This window comes from Rugamonas rubra, from assembly GCF_900114705.1.
GTDB lineage: Bacteria > Pseudomonadota > Gammaproteobacteria > Burkholderiales > Burkholderiaceae_D > Rugamonas > Rugamonas rubra.
This window is the reverse complement of the sequence record NZ_FOTW01000023.1, coordinates 40,364-56,113: the sequence shown is the minus strand read 5'-3', so window position 1 is coordinate 56,113 and position 15,750 is coordinate 40,364. Positions and strand designations below refer to the sequence as shown.

13 protein-coding genes are annotated in these 15,750 nt (G+C 66.1%); 4 read left to right on the top strand and 9 right to left on the bottom strand.

All coding sequences use genetic code 11. The annotated features are described in order from the left end of the window. The first annotated feature begins 34 nt into the window (after positions 1–34). Positions 35–724 carry a Crp/Fnr family transcriptional regulator gene (locus tag BM252_RS22380; protein ID WP_093389896.1) on the top strand — a complete coding sequence of 230 codons (690 nt, stop codon included), beginning with the start codon at positions 35–37 and terminating at the stop codon, positions 722–724. A 154-nt stretch (positions 725–878) separates the two neighbouring features. After that, the gene (metH, locus tag BM252_RS22375) at positions 879–4,667 is read left to right on the top strand and encodes a methionine synthase (protein ID WP_093389895.1); all 3,789 of its coding nucleotides are present in this window, start codon (positions 879–881) and stop codon (positions 4,665–4,667) included. Here the strand turns inward: metH and BM252_RS22370 are convergent. After that, positions 4,621–5,286: a hypothetical protein gene (locus tag BM252_RS22370; RefSeq protein ID WP_093389894.1), complete on the bottom strand. Its 666-nt coding sequence runs from the start codon at positions 5,284–5,286 to the stop codon at positions 4,621–4,623. The two genes, metH and BM252_RS22370, sit on opposite strands and share 47 nt — an antisense overlap. 232 nt (positions 5,287–5,518) lie before the next feature. On the opposite strand from BM252_RS22370, the gene BM252_RS22365 reads away from it, so the two are divergent. Then, positions 5,519–5,896, top strand: a complete 378-nt coding sequence (locus BM252_RS22365) for an SPW repeat protein (protein WP_093389893.1) — start codon at positions 5,519–5,521, stop codon at positions 5,894–5,896. Positions 5,897–5,993: 97 nt separating this feature from the next. On the opposite strand, the gene BM252_RS22360 is transcribed toward BM252_RS22365, so the two are convergent. Beyond that, positions 5,994–7,274: an EAL and HDOD domain-containing protein gene (locus BM252_RS22360; protein WP_093389892.1), complete on the bottom strand. Its 1,281-nt coding sequence runs from the start codon at positions 7,272–7,274 to the stop codon at positions 5,994–5,996. Positions 7,275–7,438: 164 nt separating this feature from the next. Further along, on the bottom strand, positions 7,439–8,218 hold the full coding sequence (locus BM252_RS22355) for a class II glutamine amidotransferase (protein WP_093389891.1): 780 nt from the start codon (positions 8,216–8,218) through the stop codon (positions 7,439–7,441). A gap of 223 nt (positions 8,219–8,441) precedes the next feature. On the opposite strand from BM252_RS22355, the gene BM252_RS22350 reads away from it, so the two are divergent. Continuing rightward, a complete protein-coding gene (locus BM252_RS22350; protein WP_245774387.1) occupies positions 8,442–9,311 on the top strand; it encodes a Fic family protein in 870 nt (289 codons plus the stop codon). 103 nt (positions 9,312–9,414) lie between these two features. Here the strand turns inward: BM252_RS22350 and BM252_RS22345 are convergent, their stop codons facing one another. The 6 genes from BM252_RS22345 to rsmB form a co-directional block, all read right to left on the bottom strand. Further along, the gene (locus BM252_RS22345; RefSeq protein WP_093389890.1) at positions 9,415–9,672 is read right to left on the bottom strand and encodes a BTH_I0359 family protein; all 258 of its coding nucleotides are present in this window, start codon (positions 9,670–9,672) and stop codon (positions 9,415–9,417) included. 131 nt (positions 9,673–9,803) lie between these two features. Beyond that, positions 9,804–10,259, bottom strand: coding sequence for a GTPase (locus BM252_RS22340; RefSeq protein ID WP_227458004.1), 456 nt, complete (start codon positions 10,257–10,259; stop codon positions 9,804–9,806). Continuing rightward, entirely contained in the window at positions 10,256–10,963 is a 708-nt protein-coding gene (locus BM252_RS22335; protein WP_093389889.1) for a response regulator, read from the bottom strand. Before BM252_RS22335 ends, BM252_RS22340 begins: the two co-directional genes overlap by 4 nt. Positions 10,964–11,020: 57 nt before the next feature. Then, positions 11,021–13,312 (bottom strand): sensor histidine kinase, encoded by a 2,292-nt coding sequence (locus BM252_RS22330; RefSeq protein ID WP_093389888.1) that lies wholly within the window; start codon positions 13,310–13,312, stop codon positions 11,021–11,023. Further along, positions 13,313–13,939: a DUF4390 domain-containing protein gene (locus BM252_RS22325; RefSeq protein ID WP_093389887.1), complete on the bottom strand. Its 627-nt coding sequence runs from the start codon at positions 13,937–13,939 to the stop codon at positions 13,313–13,315. Then, positions 13,932–15,335, bottom strand: a complete 1,404-nt coding sequence (gene rsmB, locus BM252_RS22320; RefSeq protein ID WP_093389886.1) for a 16S rRNA (cytosine(967)-C(5))-methyltransferase RsmB — start codon at positions 15,333–15,335, stop codon at positions 13,932–13,934. The genes BM252_RS22325 and rsmB overlap by 8 nt, the downstream gene beginning before the upstream one ends. Positions 15,336–15,750: the final 415 nt, after the last annotated feature.

The following is a 15,750-nucleotide window of genomic DNA, read 5'->3' as shown; positions in this document are numbered from 1 at the left end:
CTGGCAACTGTCAAATTTTTTACATTTCGCCAAAATGGCCTCGAACCTGGAACTGCTCGCGCCGCTGTCGGCCAACCCCTGGTTCGCCGCGCTGCCGCTGGCCGAGCGCATGCGCATGCTGAGCGGCGCCGAGCGCCAGCGCCTGCAGCCGGGCGAGATGCTGTTCCGCCAGGGCGACGCGGCCGGCGGCTTCTACGCGCTGGTGTCGGGCACGCTGAAAATGTCGTCGTTGAGCGAGGACGGCAAGGAGGCGATCCTGGTGGTGCTCGAAAGCGGCAACTGGTTCGGCGAGATCTCGCTGATCGACGGCCAGCCGCGCACCCACGACGCCACCGCGCTGGGCGCGGCCGAGGTGCTGCTGCTGCCGCGCGCGGCCTTCGACGCGCTGATGCGCCGCCGCCCTTTCGCCCAGGCCATCGCGGCCATGCTGGCGGCGCGCATCCGTCTGCTGTACGGCATCGTCGAGGACGTCACGCTGCGCTCGACCCGCGCCCGCGTCGCCCGCCGCCTGCTGTTGCTGGCGCGTGGCGACGCCACCATGTCGCCGCTGCCGCGCGCGCGCGTGCCGGTGTCGCAGGAGTCGCTGGCGATGATGCTGGGGCTGACCCGGCAGACCCTGTCGAAGGAGTTGAAGTGGTTGGCCGCCGAGGGCTTGATCGCGCTCGGCTACGGCTATATCGACGTGCTGTCGGCGCCGCGCCTGGCCGCCCTGCGCGACGCTTGAGGGCGGCGCCGGCGCCGCTGTTGTTGGAATGCCGCGCCGGCCTGAAGCATACGGCGCGATGCCGTATAATTTTAGACCGTCGCCAGACCATGCGCGCGCCTGCCCCTCCGCCCAAAGAAAGTACCAAATGAATAACAAAGCGTCCCCTTCCGCCATGTCCAAGACCGATGCCCAGCTGCGCGAGATCCTGGCGCGCCGCATCATGATCCTCGACGGCGCGATGGGCACCATTATTCAACAGTACAAACTCGACGAGGTGGCCTACCGTGGCGGCCCCGAGGGACGCTTCATCGACTTCGCCGCGCCGACCGGCAGCGGCGCGCGCGAGCTCTTCGTCAAGGGCAACAACGAGCTGCTGACGCTGACCCAGCCGCACATCATCCAGGAGATCCACGAGCGCTACCTGGCGGCCGGCGCCGACCTGATCGAGACCAACACCTTCGGCGCCACCACCATCGCCCAGGACGACTACCACATGGGCCACCTGGCCTACGAGATGAACGTCGCCGCCGCCAAGCTGGCGCGCGCCGCCTGCGACAAGTACAGCAGCGCCGACAAGCCGCGCTTCGTCGCCGGCGCGCTCGGCCCGACGCCGAAGACCGCCTCGATCTCGCCCGACGTCAACGACCCGGCGGCGCGCAACGTCACCTTCGACCAACTGGTCACCGCCTACCACCAGCAGGTGCAGGGCCTGGTCGAGGGCGGCGCCGACGTGCTGCTGGTCGAAACCATCTTCGACACCCTGAACTGCAAGGCGGCGCTGTTCGCCATCGACCTGTACTTCAGCGAGCACCCGGCCACGCCGCGCCTGCCGCTGATGATCTCGGGCACCGTCACCGACGCCTCCGGCCGCATCCTGTCGGGCCAGACCGTGCCGGCCTTCTGGAACTCGGTGCGCCACGCCAAGCCACTGACCATCGGCCTGAACTGCGCGCTGGGCGCCGCCCTGATGCGCCCCTACGCCGAGGAGCTGTCGCAGATCGCCGACACCTTCGTCTGCATCTACCCCAACGCCGGCCTGCCCAACCCGATGAGCGACACCGGCTTCGACGAGCTGCCGGCCGACACCTCGGCGCTGCTGCGCGAGTTCGCCGACGCCGGCTTCATCAACATGGCCGGCGGCTGCTGCGGCACCACGCCCGACCACATCGGCGCCATCGCGCAGATGCTGGCGACCACGCCGCCGCGCACCGTGCCGGCCATTCCGGTGGCGCAGCGCCTGTCCGGCCTGGAGCCCTTCACCATCGACGAGAGCTCGCTGTTCGTCAACGTCGGCGAGCGCACCAACGTCACCGGCTCGAAGGCCTTCGCCCGCATGATCCTCAACGAGCAGTACGACGAGGCGCTCAGCGTGGCGCGCCAGCAGGTCGAGAACGGCGCCCAGGTGATCGACATCAACATGGACGAGGCGATGCTCGACTCGCAGGCGGCGATGACGCGCTTCCTCAACCTGATCGCCTCCGAGCCGGACATCTCGCGCGTGCCCATCATGATCGACTCGTCGAAGTGGTCGGTGATCGAGGCCGGCCTGAAGTGCGTGCAGGGCAAGGCCATCGTCAACTCGATCTCGATGAAGGAGGGCGAGGAGGAGTTCATCCGCCAGGCCCGCCTGTGCCGCCGCTACGGCGCCGCCGTGATCGTCATGGCCTTCGACGAGAAGGGCCAGGCCGACACCTTCGAGCGCAAGACCGAGATCTGCGCCCGCGCGTATAAAGTGCTGACCGAGCAGGTCGGCTTCCCGCCCGAGGACATCATCTTCGACCCGAACATCTTCGCCATCGCCACCGGCATCGAGGAGCACAACAACTACGCGGTCGACTTCATCAACGCGACCCGCTGGATCAAGCAGAACCTGCCGCACGCCAAGATCTCCGGCGGCGTCTCCAACGTCTCGTTCAGCTTCCGCGGCAACGACCCGGCGCGCGAGGCCATCCACACCGTGTTCCTGTACCACGCCATCAAGGCCGGCATGACCATGGGCATCGTCAACGCCGGCATGATGGGCGTCTACGACGACATCCCGGCCGAGCTGCGCGAGCGCGTCGAGGACGTGGTGCTGAACCGCCGCGACGACGCCACCGAACGCATGATCGACATCGCCGGCACCTTGAAGGCCGGCGCCGGCAAGCAGGACGCGCAGAACCTGGAATGGCGCGAGGGCACGGTGGAAAAACGCCTGTCGCACGCGCTGGTGCACGGCATCACCCAGTGGATCGTCGAGGACACCGAGGAGATGCGCCAGCAGGTGCTGGCCGCCAAGGGCCGCCCGATCCACGTCATCGAAGGCCCGCTGATGGACGGCATGAACGTGGTCGGCGACCTGTTCGGCCAGGGCAAGATGTTCCTGCCGCAGGTGGTCAAGTCGGCCCGCGTGATGAAGCAGGCGGTGGCCCACCTGATCCCCTACATCGAAGAAGAAAAGCTGGCCGAGGAGAAGCGCACCGGCATCGTCGCCAAGCCGAAGGGCAAGATCGTCATCGCCACCGTCAAGGGCGACGTCCACGACATCGGCAAGAACATCGTCTCGGTGGTCCTGCAGTGCAACAACTTCGAGGTCGTCAACATGGGCGTGATGGTGCCCTGCTCCGAGATCCTGGCCCGCGCCAAGCTGGAGAACGCCGACATCATCGGCCTGTCCGGCCTGATCACCCCCTCGCTCGAGGAGATGGCCCACGTCGCCAAGGAGATGCAGCGCGACCCGCACTTCCGCATGCTCAAGATCCCCCTGCTGATCGGCGGCGCCACCACCAGCCGCGCCCACACGGCGGTGAAGATCGCCCACAACTACGAGGGCCCGGTGGTCTACGTGCCGGACGCCTCGCGCTCGGTGTCGGTGGCGCAATCGCTGCTGACGCCGGAGAGCCGCGACCAGTACATCGACGACATCGAACAGGACTACGTGCGCATCCGCGAGCAGCACGCCAACAAGAAGGCGCTGCCGATCCTGTCGCTGGCCGCCGCGCGCGCCAACAAGATGGTGCTGCCGTTCGACGGCGAGATGGCGCCGCGCAAGCCGAAGTTCATCGGCCGCCGCGTCTTCAAGAACGTCGACCTGGCCGCCATCGCCCAGTACATCGACTGGGGCCCGTTCTTCCAGACCTGGGACCTGGCCGGCCCCTTCCCCGCCATCCTCACCGACGAGGTGGTCGGCGAGGCCGCCAGCAAGGTCTACGAGGAAGGCCAGGCGCTGCTGAAGAAACTCATCGACGGCCGCTGGCTGACCGCCAACGGCGTCGTCGCCCTGCTGCCGGCCAACAGCGTCAACGACGACGACATCGAGATCTACAGCGACGACAGCCGCGACAACGTCGCCTTCACCTACTACGGCCTGCGCCAACAGGGCGTCAAGCCGCTGGTGGACGGCGTGCAACGGCCCAACCAGTGCCTGGCCGACTTCGTCGCGCCGAAGCTCGTTGATGGCAAACCCTCCGGCGTCAAGGACTACATCGGCATGTTCGCCGTCACCAGCGGCCTGGGCATCGAGAAATACGAGAAGCGCTTCGAGGACGCCCACGACGACTACTCGTCGATCATGCTCAAGTCGCTGGCCGACCGTCTGGCCGAGGCCTTCGCCGAGTATCTGCACGAGCGCGTGCGCAAGGACCTGTGGGGCTACGCCGCCAACGAAACGCTGAGCAACGAGGAGATGATAGCCGAGAAGTATGTCGGCATCCGCCCGGCGCCGGGCTACCCGGCCTGCCCCGAGCACACCGTCAAGGCCGACATGTTCAAGGTCTTGCAGGCCGAGGAGATCGGCATGGAGTTGACCGAATCGTTCGCCATGTATCCGGGCGCGGCGGTGTCGGGCTTCTACTTCGCCCACCCCGAGTCGAAATACTTCGTGGTCGGCAAGATCGGCATGGATCAACTGGACGACATGGCCGCCCGCCGCGGTGTCAGCAAATCGGAGCTGGAGCGCTGGCTGGCGCCGAACCTGTCCTAAGCGCCCCGGGCCTTGCCGCCGGCGCCGCCGGCAGCAGCGCGGAGTCGGGCGGCAGGCTGGCCTGCAGCAGCTTGAGCGCCTCGGCCGTCAAGGCCACGAAGGCGTTCTGGTGGGCCGCCAGCTGGTCCATCATCCAGCCCCAGCCCTCGTCGGTCTCCTGCAGCCAGACGGTGCCGTCGGGGAAGGACTCGGGCAGCGCATCGATGTCGGCTTGCAGCACGATCTGGCTGCGCAGCCCCCACAGGTAGTCGGGCGGCAGTTCGCGTTGCCAGGTGAAGTCGTTCTTCACGGCATAGGTGTGGTTGTGGCGGAAGGTCAGATCGACCACGTCGACGTCGTCGCCGCCGTGCCGGTCGGCCGACTCGATCCAGCAGTGGTAGGCGCCGCCGGTCGGATTGGCGAAGGCGGCGTTGTCGGCCATGCGCATCAGCTGGCCGCCGCCGCAGTCGACCGCCGCCAGCCCGGCCACCGGCCGGTAAACGCGGTCGAGCACGATGCTGATCAGGTTGGCGCCGACGATGGCGTAGACGTGGCACAACGAGCAATATTGCACCGGATAGTGCTGGCGGATCACCTGGTTGACGCAATGCGCGATCAGGGATTTGATGGATATTGTCATCAATAAAGGTTCAGGGCTTAGGAAAACAAGACGGAAAAAACCGGTCGCTATGCTTATGTAACGGAATGCCTCCAGAAAACTTTACCATCAGGAAATATATTTTCCTTCCAGTCCAAGCCGACGCCGCCTGCTGAACTTTTTTTGCCCGCGCGGGACTAAACATGAACACCGCCGGCTGCACGCGCAGCGGCGGCGCCGGCATCGGCATTGTTCAATGTTAAAGGAGGTACTTATGGCTACCACTACACCCGTCAAACGATGGCAAGACCAGCTGATATTGCTGCTCGGCCTGTGGTTGTTCATCACACCCTGGGTCTTCAGCTACCCCGTCCCCTCACCCGAGGCCTGGAACGCCTTCATCTCCGGCGCGGTGATCGCCGTGCTCGCCGCGTTCGACCTGTACAAGACCTTCTTCTGGGCGGTGGTGCTCAACCTCCTCGTGGGGATCTGGGTGGCCGTGTCGCCCTGGGTGTTGAAAGTGGCCGACCAGCGCCCGCTGATGTGGGGTGCGCTGATCGTCGGCATCGCCGTGGCCGTGCTGGCCATCTGGGAAATGCGCACCGACCCCGAACTGCACAAGCACTGGCCCGGCGCCGGCCACGCCACCTAGCCGGGCGGCGGACCGCACTTGCCACTCGAGCCGCAAACAACAACGGCGCCGCTGTGAAGGCGGCGCCGTTGCGCGTTGCGTCGGGATCGGCGGCGAACTACAGCGCGTAGCGCACCACGTTGTCGCTCCACTCGAAGGCGGCCATCTCCAGCTCGACCAGCTCGTCGGTCGACATGGCCAGGTCGCGCAGCGTCGGCACGATGTGGTCTTCGAGCTCCTCGATGCGTTCGATGCATTCGGCCAGCTTGAGCAGGTCGCCGAAGAAGCCGCCACGGAACATCAGCGCGTCGGCCACCTCGTCGTTGACGGGGATCTGCGTCAAAATCTCCGCCATCGGAATGCCGAACAGCGTGTCCATCAGCGACATGATGCCGACCGTGAAGGCGACGTCGGCGACGTTGCGCTGGCTCGGGCGCAGCTTGTTGGCCAGCAGTTCGAGCAGGCGGCCACGGGTGGTGGCCAGCATCAGCAGCGGCGTCATGCTGTGGCCGCGCTTGGCCGGCTCGGCGTACAGCATGATCTGCAGCCAGCGCTGCAGTTGGCGGCGGCCGAGGATGGTCACCGCCTGGCTCAGCGAATCGATGCGCTGGCGCACGCCGACGGCCGGCGTGTTGACCAGGCGCAGCAGGTTGAGCGCCAGCGAGACGTCCTTCTTGATGGCGCGCTCGACGGCCAGGTTGTCGGCCTCGGAGGTGACCAGGGTCATCAACTCCATCACCGCCAGTTGCGACGGCGACAGCTTCTTGCCGCTCATGATGACCGGCTTGGCGAAGTAATAGCCCTGGAAATAGTCGAAGCCCAGGTCCAGGCAGTTCTTGAACTCCTCGCGCGTCTCGACCTTTTCGGCCACCAGCTTCTTGTTGTCCTGCTTGAAGCGGGGCGCCAGCTTCATCAGGGTCGACAGCGGCATGTCGCGCATGTCCATCTTGATGTATTCGACCAGCGGCAACAGCGCCTGCACATGGCCGGTGTCGAGGGTGACGTCGTCGAGGGCGAAGGAGAAGCCCAGGCCGACCAGTTCTGCCATGCGGTTGAGCACCGGCTGGCTGACCTTCATCGTCTCGACCACCTCGAGCACCACTTTTTCGCGCGGCAGGAAGCTGAAGATGTCGCTCATGATGACGTCGGCGTCGACGTTGACGAAGCCGAGCGCGTCGCCGATCACCTTTTCCATGCCCAGTTGGGCGGCGTGGGCGATCACCGAAGCGGTGGCGCTCAGGTCGCTGCTGATATTCGCGGGGCCGACCGGCGCGTTGCGGAACAGCAACTCGTAGCCGAACAGCGCTTGGTTCCGATCCAGGATCGGTTGGCGGCCCAGATAGAATTCGCGCACGCGCAAACTCTTCAGGCTCGTATCATTGCTGGAAATATCAATCATGGAAATCTGTCACTCTGTTCGATTGACCCGAGATAACGGCGATAGCGCTACCACAAGCCACGGGTTGGCAATGCTGAGAATAAGCGCTACTTTACCCCATTTATTCCCTTTAACTAACGTTTTGGCATCAACTTCCGGGCTTGTTTTGGACAATTGTGGACAATTCAGTCCGCCGGCGCCGCCTGCGGCACGCCGTCGACAAACAACTTCAGTTCGCCGGGCGCGAAGGCGGTCCAGCGCTCGTTGGTGGTGAGCGGTTGGGTGACGATGATGGCGACGCGGTCGTTCGGCGTGGTGACCTGGGAAAAGTCGACGCTGACGTCCTCGTCGGACAGCTCGGCGGTGACGAAGGGATGCTGGCGCACCAGGTAGAACAACTGGGTCGAGCAGTGGGCGAACAATTCCTCGCCGCTCGACAACATCATGTTGAAGGTGCCGTGGACGGCGATCTCGGCCACCAGTTCGGCCAGCGCGGCGCGCAGGTCCGCCAGCGGCGGACGGCTGTCGCCGAAGCGGCGGCGCAGCTGTTGCAGCAGATAGCAGAAGGCCAGCTCGCTGTCGGTGCTGCCGACCGGGCGGAAGGCGCCGTCCAGCGTCGGCGCGAACTGCTTCAGGTCGCCGTTGTGGGCGAACACCCAGTAGCGGCCCCACAGCTCGCGCACGAAGGGGTGGCAGTTCTCCAGCGCCACCCGGCCCTGGGTGGCCTTGCGGATGTGGGCGATGACGTTGGTCGATTTGATCGGGTAGCGCTTGATCAGCTCGGCCACCGGCGAGGCGATGGCGGCTTGGTGGTCGACGAAGTGGCGCACGCCGGCGCCCTCGAAGAAGGCGATGCCCCAGCCGTCGTGGTGGGTGTCGGTGTGGCCGCCGCGCATGGCGAAGCCGGTAAAGCTAAAAACAATGTCGGTGGGGACATTGCAGTTCATTCCGAGTAATTGGCACATGGGGAAACTTTAACATGTGGCCGGCGATTGCGTAAATGCTCGTTTCCACTACACAGCGCAACGTCTGCCCGCAACCGTCCACAAGCATCAACGCATGACGTGCGGAAAAGCAGATCGCCAGATTGCAGATGCAATCAGCCATTCATTCTAGATATTCAATCTACCAGAGTATGAAAAAGTTCTTTAATTACGAGGACTTGCAGAATATTTTTACAGATAGCTCTTGGCATACATCGAAGAAAACTTCACACCGGGGCAAGATGTTACGGAACATTTTGTGCGTGAACTCCATGCAATGACAGTGCACGAGCTTCAGCGCGAAGGCGATACATCCCCGGGGGCGTATCGGCAAGGAGCCGTGCAAATTTCTCTGTCTGAACACCTCCCCCCCGAAGCCGTGCAGGTTCCTCAATACATGAGCGAGTTGGTAACCTTCATCAACCGTGCCGACCCGCCGAAATACGACCTCATCAAGGTCGCACTGGCTCACCATCGTTTTGCGTGGATACATCCGTTTGGCAATGGCAACGGCCGAGTGGTGCGTTTGCTCACCTATACTCTGCTCATAAAGTACGGCTTCAACGTCAAGACGGGCGGGCGGGTACTCAACCCGACGGCGGTGTTCTGCAACGACCGCGACCGTTACTACTCCATGTTGGGACGAGCAGACAACGGCACTCCTGAAGGTCGCGAAACATGGTGCATCTACGTTCTTGACGGCATGCTCGATGAATTGCGCAAGGTAGACCAACTGACCGATATGCACTACCTCATCGAGCGAATTTTGACCCCGGCGCTGCACTACGCCCGCGAACGCGCCCTACTGACACAGTTGGAAGAGCGGGTGCTGTTGACCACGGCCCGCGCAGGAATCGCCAAGGCCAGCGATTTGAAGGACGCCATGCCCGGGATGACAGAAACCCAGCGTACCTATCAAATCCGCAAATTGGTTGAACACCGGATGCTCGCCCCCATACGAGAGGGGGCACGTCAGTACACCATAGGGTTTAGCAATAATTTTCTGATTCGGGGCGTGATTCGCGCCCTGTCGGCAGAGGGCTTCATCCCCGATGCGCTAAACAAACCGAAATAAAACCCGGTACGTTGTCTGCCCCCACGGCACAACCTTGCCATGCGCCAGCCGCCCCCACAGTCCAGCAAATCGCCGGCGGGTGGGCGGCGGGGCACGGCACGGCCTAGTGCAGCAGCACCGGTTGGCTCATCAGCGAGTCGTAGCTGCCGAGGAACTCGTCGATCTCCGCCATGGTCGGTTCGCCGGCGATCAACTCGTTGACGTCGCGCCGGAAGGTTTGCGCCAGCTCCCCGGCGATGAAGATTTCCCGCTTGCCGCCCTTGTCGACGATCTCGTAGCCGCCGAAGCGCAGGGCGTCCAACTCGCGGTCGACGCCGAACTCGACCACGCTGTATTGCTCGCTATTGTAGATGAGGTTCATAGTGCATCCTTTTCTCAAGGGACGGAGCATGCACTCCGCCGTTCGGAATCGATTTGGGGCTCGCTGGCCTCATTTTCAAGATCGAGAGCGCTATCCGGCCGGAGCCGGCGGATCTGTGGGCAGGCGGCGTGCTATCTGGCCGCGATGTCGGGTTGTAGAGCAAGCAACTCGCCGTAGGGGGCGTCGGACAGCCACTGGCGCAGCTGTTCGAGGTGGCTGGCGTCGGCCAGGCTGATGTAGAGCTGGGCGGGAGCGAGGCGCAGCACACGATTCAATGTTACGCGCAAAACCAAATTCCCGCTACAGCACAGGCAACCGGGGGCGATGCGCACAATATGCGGGAAGGAAGACGGGGAAGATGAAGGGGATGGCGGCGCCGCAGGGGCGCGACCGAGCTCGGCCAGCGCGCCGTTGCCGTCGGCCAGGCCCTCGAGGATGACGGCGTCGGCCGCGCCGGGGCGCAGCAAGGCGGCGATGGCCGCCTCGCGCACGCCGGCGTTGCCGCCGTGGACCAGGGTGGTCGGCACGGCGCGCCGCGGCGCCGGCGCACCGGCGCCGCGGCCGACGGCCGCCACGCCCGCGTTCACGCGTTCTTTTTCGCCAGCTTGCCCGGCTCGACGCCGAGTTGCTTGAGCTTGCGGTACAGGTGGGTGCGCTCGAGGCCGGTCTTCTCGGCCACGCGGGTCATGCTGCCGCCCTCGCGTCCCAGGTGGTGCTCGAAATACATGCGCTCGAAGGCGTCGCGCGCCTCGCGCAACGGCAGGTCGAACGACAGGTTGAAACTGTGGCTGTCGCCGCCGGCCACCACCTGGGCGCCGCCGCGCGCGCCGGCCGCCACCAGGATCGGCTGGCCGAAGCCGTTGGCCTCCTCGGCCGGTGCCGGGGCCGCCGGACGCGGTGCCAGCGCCGGGGCGCGCACCGTCTCCTGCGCCCGCGTCAGGCCCTGCTGCACCGCCTTGAGCAGCTTCTGCAGCGCGATCGGCTTCTCGAGGAAGTTCAGCGCGCCGATGCGGGTGGCCTCGACGGCCGTGTCGATCGTCGCGTGGCCGGACATCATGATGACCGGCATGGTCAGCAGGCCGTCGCGTTGCCACTCCTTGAGCAGGGTGACGCCGTCGGTATCCGGCATCCAGATATCGAGCAGCACCAGGTCGGGCGCGCCGCCCGCTCGCGCCTCGCGCGCTTGTTGCGCGTTCTCGGCCAGTTGTATCGCGTGCCCCTCGTCGCTCAGAATTTCCGAGAGCAACTCGCGGATGCCCATTTCATCGTCCACTACCAGAATGTTTGCCATCTATCCCTGCCTTCCTCGCCGTCTTGTTGCGGCAATGAATTTATTGTCATTGAAACGTTAGGTAATTTGCGTCGCCGGTGCTAACTTTAACAGCAAAATCACCACTGACGCGCCACTTCTATCGACATGGTTCTGGATATCGATCCTGCCCCCATGTTCGTCGATAATCTTTTTCACCATCGCCAGGCCCAGGCCGGTGCCGCGCGCCTTCGAGGTGACATACGGTTCGAACGCCCGCGCCAGGATTTTCGGCGCGAAGCCGGGGCCGTTGTCGACGATGGCCAGGCGCACGGCGGTGCGCGTGGCACCGTCCGCGCCCTGATAATGAATGGCTTCGGTGACCACGTCAATGCGTGCTTGCGCGGCGCCCTCGGGCAGCTCGGCCATGGCGTCCTGGGCGTTCTGCAGCAGGTTGTGTATCACCTGGCGCAACTGGGTCTCGTCGCCCATCACCAGCGGCAGGCCGGGCGCCAGCTGCGGGTGGATGATGTCGTCGCCCTCGCCATTGCTGTAGAGGTGCAGGATCTCGTCGACCAGGCCGTTCAGGTCGAGCGTGCCGAGCACCGCCGGCGGCGTCTTGGCGTAGTCGCGGAAGTCGTCGACCATGCGCTTCATCGCCGCCACCTGGTTGACGATGGTCGCCGTGCCCTTGTTGAGCAGGGCGGCGTCGGCGCCGTCGAGCTTGTGCTCGAGCTTCATTTGCATGCGTTCGGCCGACAGCTGGATCGGCGTCAGCGGGTTCTTGATCTCGTGCGCCAGCCGGCGCGCCACCTCGCCCCAGGCGATCGAGCGCTGCGCCGAGATGACGTCGGAGATGTCGTCGAACACCACCAGGTAGCTGCTGCCGCTCTCGGCCGGCAGGCGCGAGCCGCGCGTCAGCAGGGTCAGTTCGTGCTCCTCGACGGCGCCGGGCCGGCGCGGCAGCTCGATCTGGCGCTGCCAGTGCTGCCTTGGCGCGGCGCGCCCGGCGGCCGACTGCGCGCTCTGCGCCGAGAAGGCGCCGACCACGGCGGCGCCGAAGTCCTGCAGGCCGGCGACCTGCTCGAGCTGCTGGCCGATCAGGGTCGGCCCGGCCAGTTGCAGGATGCGCTCGACCGAGTCGTTGCAGCTGACCACGTGGAACTCGCTGTCGAACACCATCACGCCGGCCGACATGTTCGCCAGCACCGACTCCAGGTGGGCCTTGGCGTTCTGCAGCGCGGCGCGGTTCTGCTCGACGGCGCTGCGCGCGTCCGACAGCTGGCGCGTCATGGTGTTGAAGGACTGCGTCAGGGTGCCCAGCTCGTCCGAGGTGGCGACGATGGGGCGCGGCGACAGGTCGCCCTCGGCCACCGCGCGGGTGCCCTCGGCCAACAGCAGCAGCGGCTGGGCCAGGTCGCTGGCGATCAGGAAGGCGCTGGCGATGGCGCCGAACACGGCCAGCAGCAGGGTCAGGGTCAGCGTCTCGATGTACATCTTGCGCAGGCCGACGCGGGCCACGAAGCGCTCCTTGTACTCGCTGTAGGCGCTGCGGATGGTCTCGCCGTTGCTGGCCAGCAGGGCCGGCGCCAGCTGGATCAGCTGCAGGTAGCGCGGCGCCAGGTGGGTGCCGTTGGGTTGCACGTGGTCGGGGATGGCCAGCAGCACGCGCAGGCGCAGGTTGTTGACCAGCTCGGGCGCGCCGGGCGGGTTGACCATGTCGCTGCGCAGCTCGTTGCCGCCCTCGGCGGCGCCGTAGGCCGCCTCGCTCTTGGCCGTCGCCAGCATGGCGCTGGTGGGCAGGTCGGCGCTCAGGTTGCCGCTCTGGCGCGCCCGGGCGCTGACGATCAGGCCGCCGTCGGCGTCGACGATCATGGCGTTCTGCATGCCGGCCTGCTGCTTGACCAGGCGCGCCAGGGTCGCCGGCTCGCTGCCGAAGGGTTGGTCGGCCAGCTGCTGGCCGGTCTTGCGCGCCGTCGCGTCGAGCTCGGCCAGGGCCGTGTCGAGGCCGGCGCGGCCCAGGTTCAGGCCGGACTCGAGGGCCTCCTCGATGTGCACGTTGAACCAGGAGTCGATCGAGTGGGAGACGAACTGCACCGAGACGAGGAAGATCACCAGGCCGGGCAACACGCCGATGGCGGCGAACAGCAGCACCAGCCGGGTCATCAGCTTGGAGCCGAACTTGCCGCTCTTGAAGCGCAGGTAGAGGCGGAACAGCGACACCGACACCAGCACCAGCAGCGCCACGGCGACCGCCGCGTTCAGCCCCAGCAGCCAGGAATAGTAGCGGTCGAACAGGCCGGAATTGTCGGACGCCGAGGCCAGCAGGAAGAGCAGGATACTAACGATGGCGCCGACCACGACGAACACATACCGCAAAGCCTTATTCACTCACTCCGCCTTATATTGGAAGGTCTTCTTGTCCGACGCCAGGCGCCATTCGCTGTTGTTGAAGGCGTTGACCTGGATCGGCTTGGGCAGATAGTTGCGGTCGATGCCCATGCGCACGGTGACGTTGTAGGTCTCGCCCACCTTCAGCGCGCCGCGCGGCGCCACCAGCCAGCGGCTCGGCCGGCGGATCAGGAACAGCGCGTCCTCGAGGGTGGAAAAGCTCTGCTGCACGCTGCCGATGATGGAGACGTGGTACTGCCGCGTCAGCACGTTGTACCAGATGCGCGAGGTCTGCCGCGCCACGATGGCCTTCTCGTCGAGCCAGTACCAGCGCGGCCGGGTGAACTCGATCTCGGTGGTGAAGTAGAGCTGCACGCCGAACTGGATGGCGTCCTCCAGCCCGTGGTTGAGCTCGAAGCCGTAGACCGCCCCCAGCCGGTAGCCCTCCTCGGCCGCCTCGACGTAGGCGCGCTTGATCTCGACGCCTTCGGCGGCGTGCGCCGCCCGCGGCAGCGCGCAGGCCAGCACCATCAGCAGCTGCCAGGCGAGGAGTCGGAAAAATCGTGTCACGTGTGGGCCGATGCTCGCAGGTTGCGTAGTGAAATGACGGGCAACACGCTTACGCATTTTTCTCGAACAGCGCGTAGAACAGCCCGTCGTGATCTTGTTCCGGCCCACCGGCGGGGAGCAGTTGGCCAGGCGCGTCGAGCCGGGTCGCCCCGTTGCGCAGCGCGAAGGCGGCGGCCTGCGCTTCCGATTCCTGTGGCCACAAGGAACATGTCACGAAGAGCAATTTACCATTGGGCCGCAGCATCTGCCAAAGGTTGTCGAGAATTTTGGCCGAAAGTGTTGCAAGTTGGAGCGCGTCGCCCTTGCGGCGCAGCCAGCGGATGTCCGGGTGGCGCCGCACGATGCCCGAGGCGGTGCAGGGCACGTCGGCCAGGATGCGGTCGAAGGGCTGGCCGTCCCACCAGTCGGCCGACTGCGCCTCGGCCGCCAGCAGGGTGGCGGCCAGGCCGAGCCGCTCGAGGTTCTCGCCGACCCGCTGCAGGCGCTTGGCGTCGGCGTCCAGCGCCGTCACGGCCGCGTCGGCCAGCTCGAGGATGTGGCAGGTCTTGCCGCCGGGCGCGGCGCAGGCGTCGAGCACGCGCATGCCGTCGGCCACGTCGAGCAGCGGCGCGGCCAGTTGGGCGCCGGCGTCCTGCACCGAGACCAGGCCGTCGGCGAAGCCGGGGATCAGCGCCACGCCGACCGGCTTGGCCAGGCGCACCGCCCACGGGCCGATGCGGTCGGCCTCGATGCCGGCCTCGGCCAGGCGGGCCAGGTAGGCCTCGACCGTGCCGCGGCGCGGGTTGACGCGCAGCGTCAGCGGCGGCGCGCCGTCGCCGGCGGCGAGGATCTGCTGCCACTGCTGCGGCCAGGCGGCGCGCGCCGCGTCGATCCACCACTGCGGGTAGTTCCACTTGGCCAGCGGCTGCTGCAGGGCCGTCTCGAGCAGCTCGCGCCGCTCGCGCAGGAAGCGGCGCAGCACGGCGTTGACCATGCCCTTGGCGCGCGCCGTGTCGGGGTGGGCGTCGGCCGCCGTCACGGTCTGGTCGACCACGGTGAACTCCTCGTAGGGCGCGTTGGCGTCCGGCGCGGTGATCAGCGCCAGCGCGCAGGCCAGCAGCGCGCCCACCAGCGGCTCGGGCGCCTTCGGCGCCAGCAGGCCGATCAGGGTCTCGCTTTGGCCCAGCTGGCGCATGCAGCGGTAGGCGATGTCCTGCATCGCGCCGCGCGCCTGCGGCAGCGCGTCGTGCTTGGCGAACACCGTGGCCAGCGCCTGCGGCAGCGCCGTGCCGGTGCGCACCTGGGCCACCGCCTGCGCCGCGCCGAGCAGGCTCAGCGCCAGCGAGTCGGCCTTCAGGCCGGTCTTGAAAGCGCTCTGCGGCGCCGGTTTGAGCGCCCGCGCGTGGCTGGCGCGCAGCTTGGGCGCGGCGGCCGGGGCGGCGGTTTTCAAGGAGAGCGTCGGGCGCTTGTTCATATTCTGGGGTTCCTGGGTTGTTGCCGCGCGCGGTCCAAAAACGGGCCGGCAGGCGCGAGCGCGCAGTATACAAGCAAATGGGTAGCAAATCCGCAGCAAACCCGCCAAAAAATACGGCAAGGCACGCAAAGTCGATTGTAGCCCCTGCCGGCGGGCGCGGCGCGATTGCTTGCATTAAGTCAACAAATCGTCCCGATTCGCCACAGTTTGCCCGATTCACGGCCGGCGCGCCCCGCCGCCGCACCGTTTTCCGCCGTTTGCCGCCGTTTGCCGCCGTTTGCCGCCGTTTGGCCCGTTGGCCGCCGTTTCGCCGGCGCCGCCCGGCCGCCGCCGCGCCGCGCCGACCGGGGCACGCCAAAGCGGTATCAAACCGTTATAATTACCGCTGTTTGGCCGGCGCCCCAGTGTGCCTGCC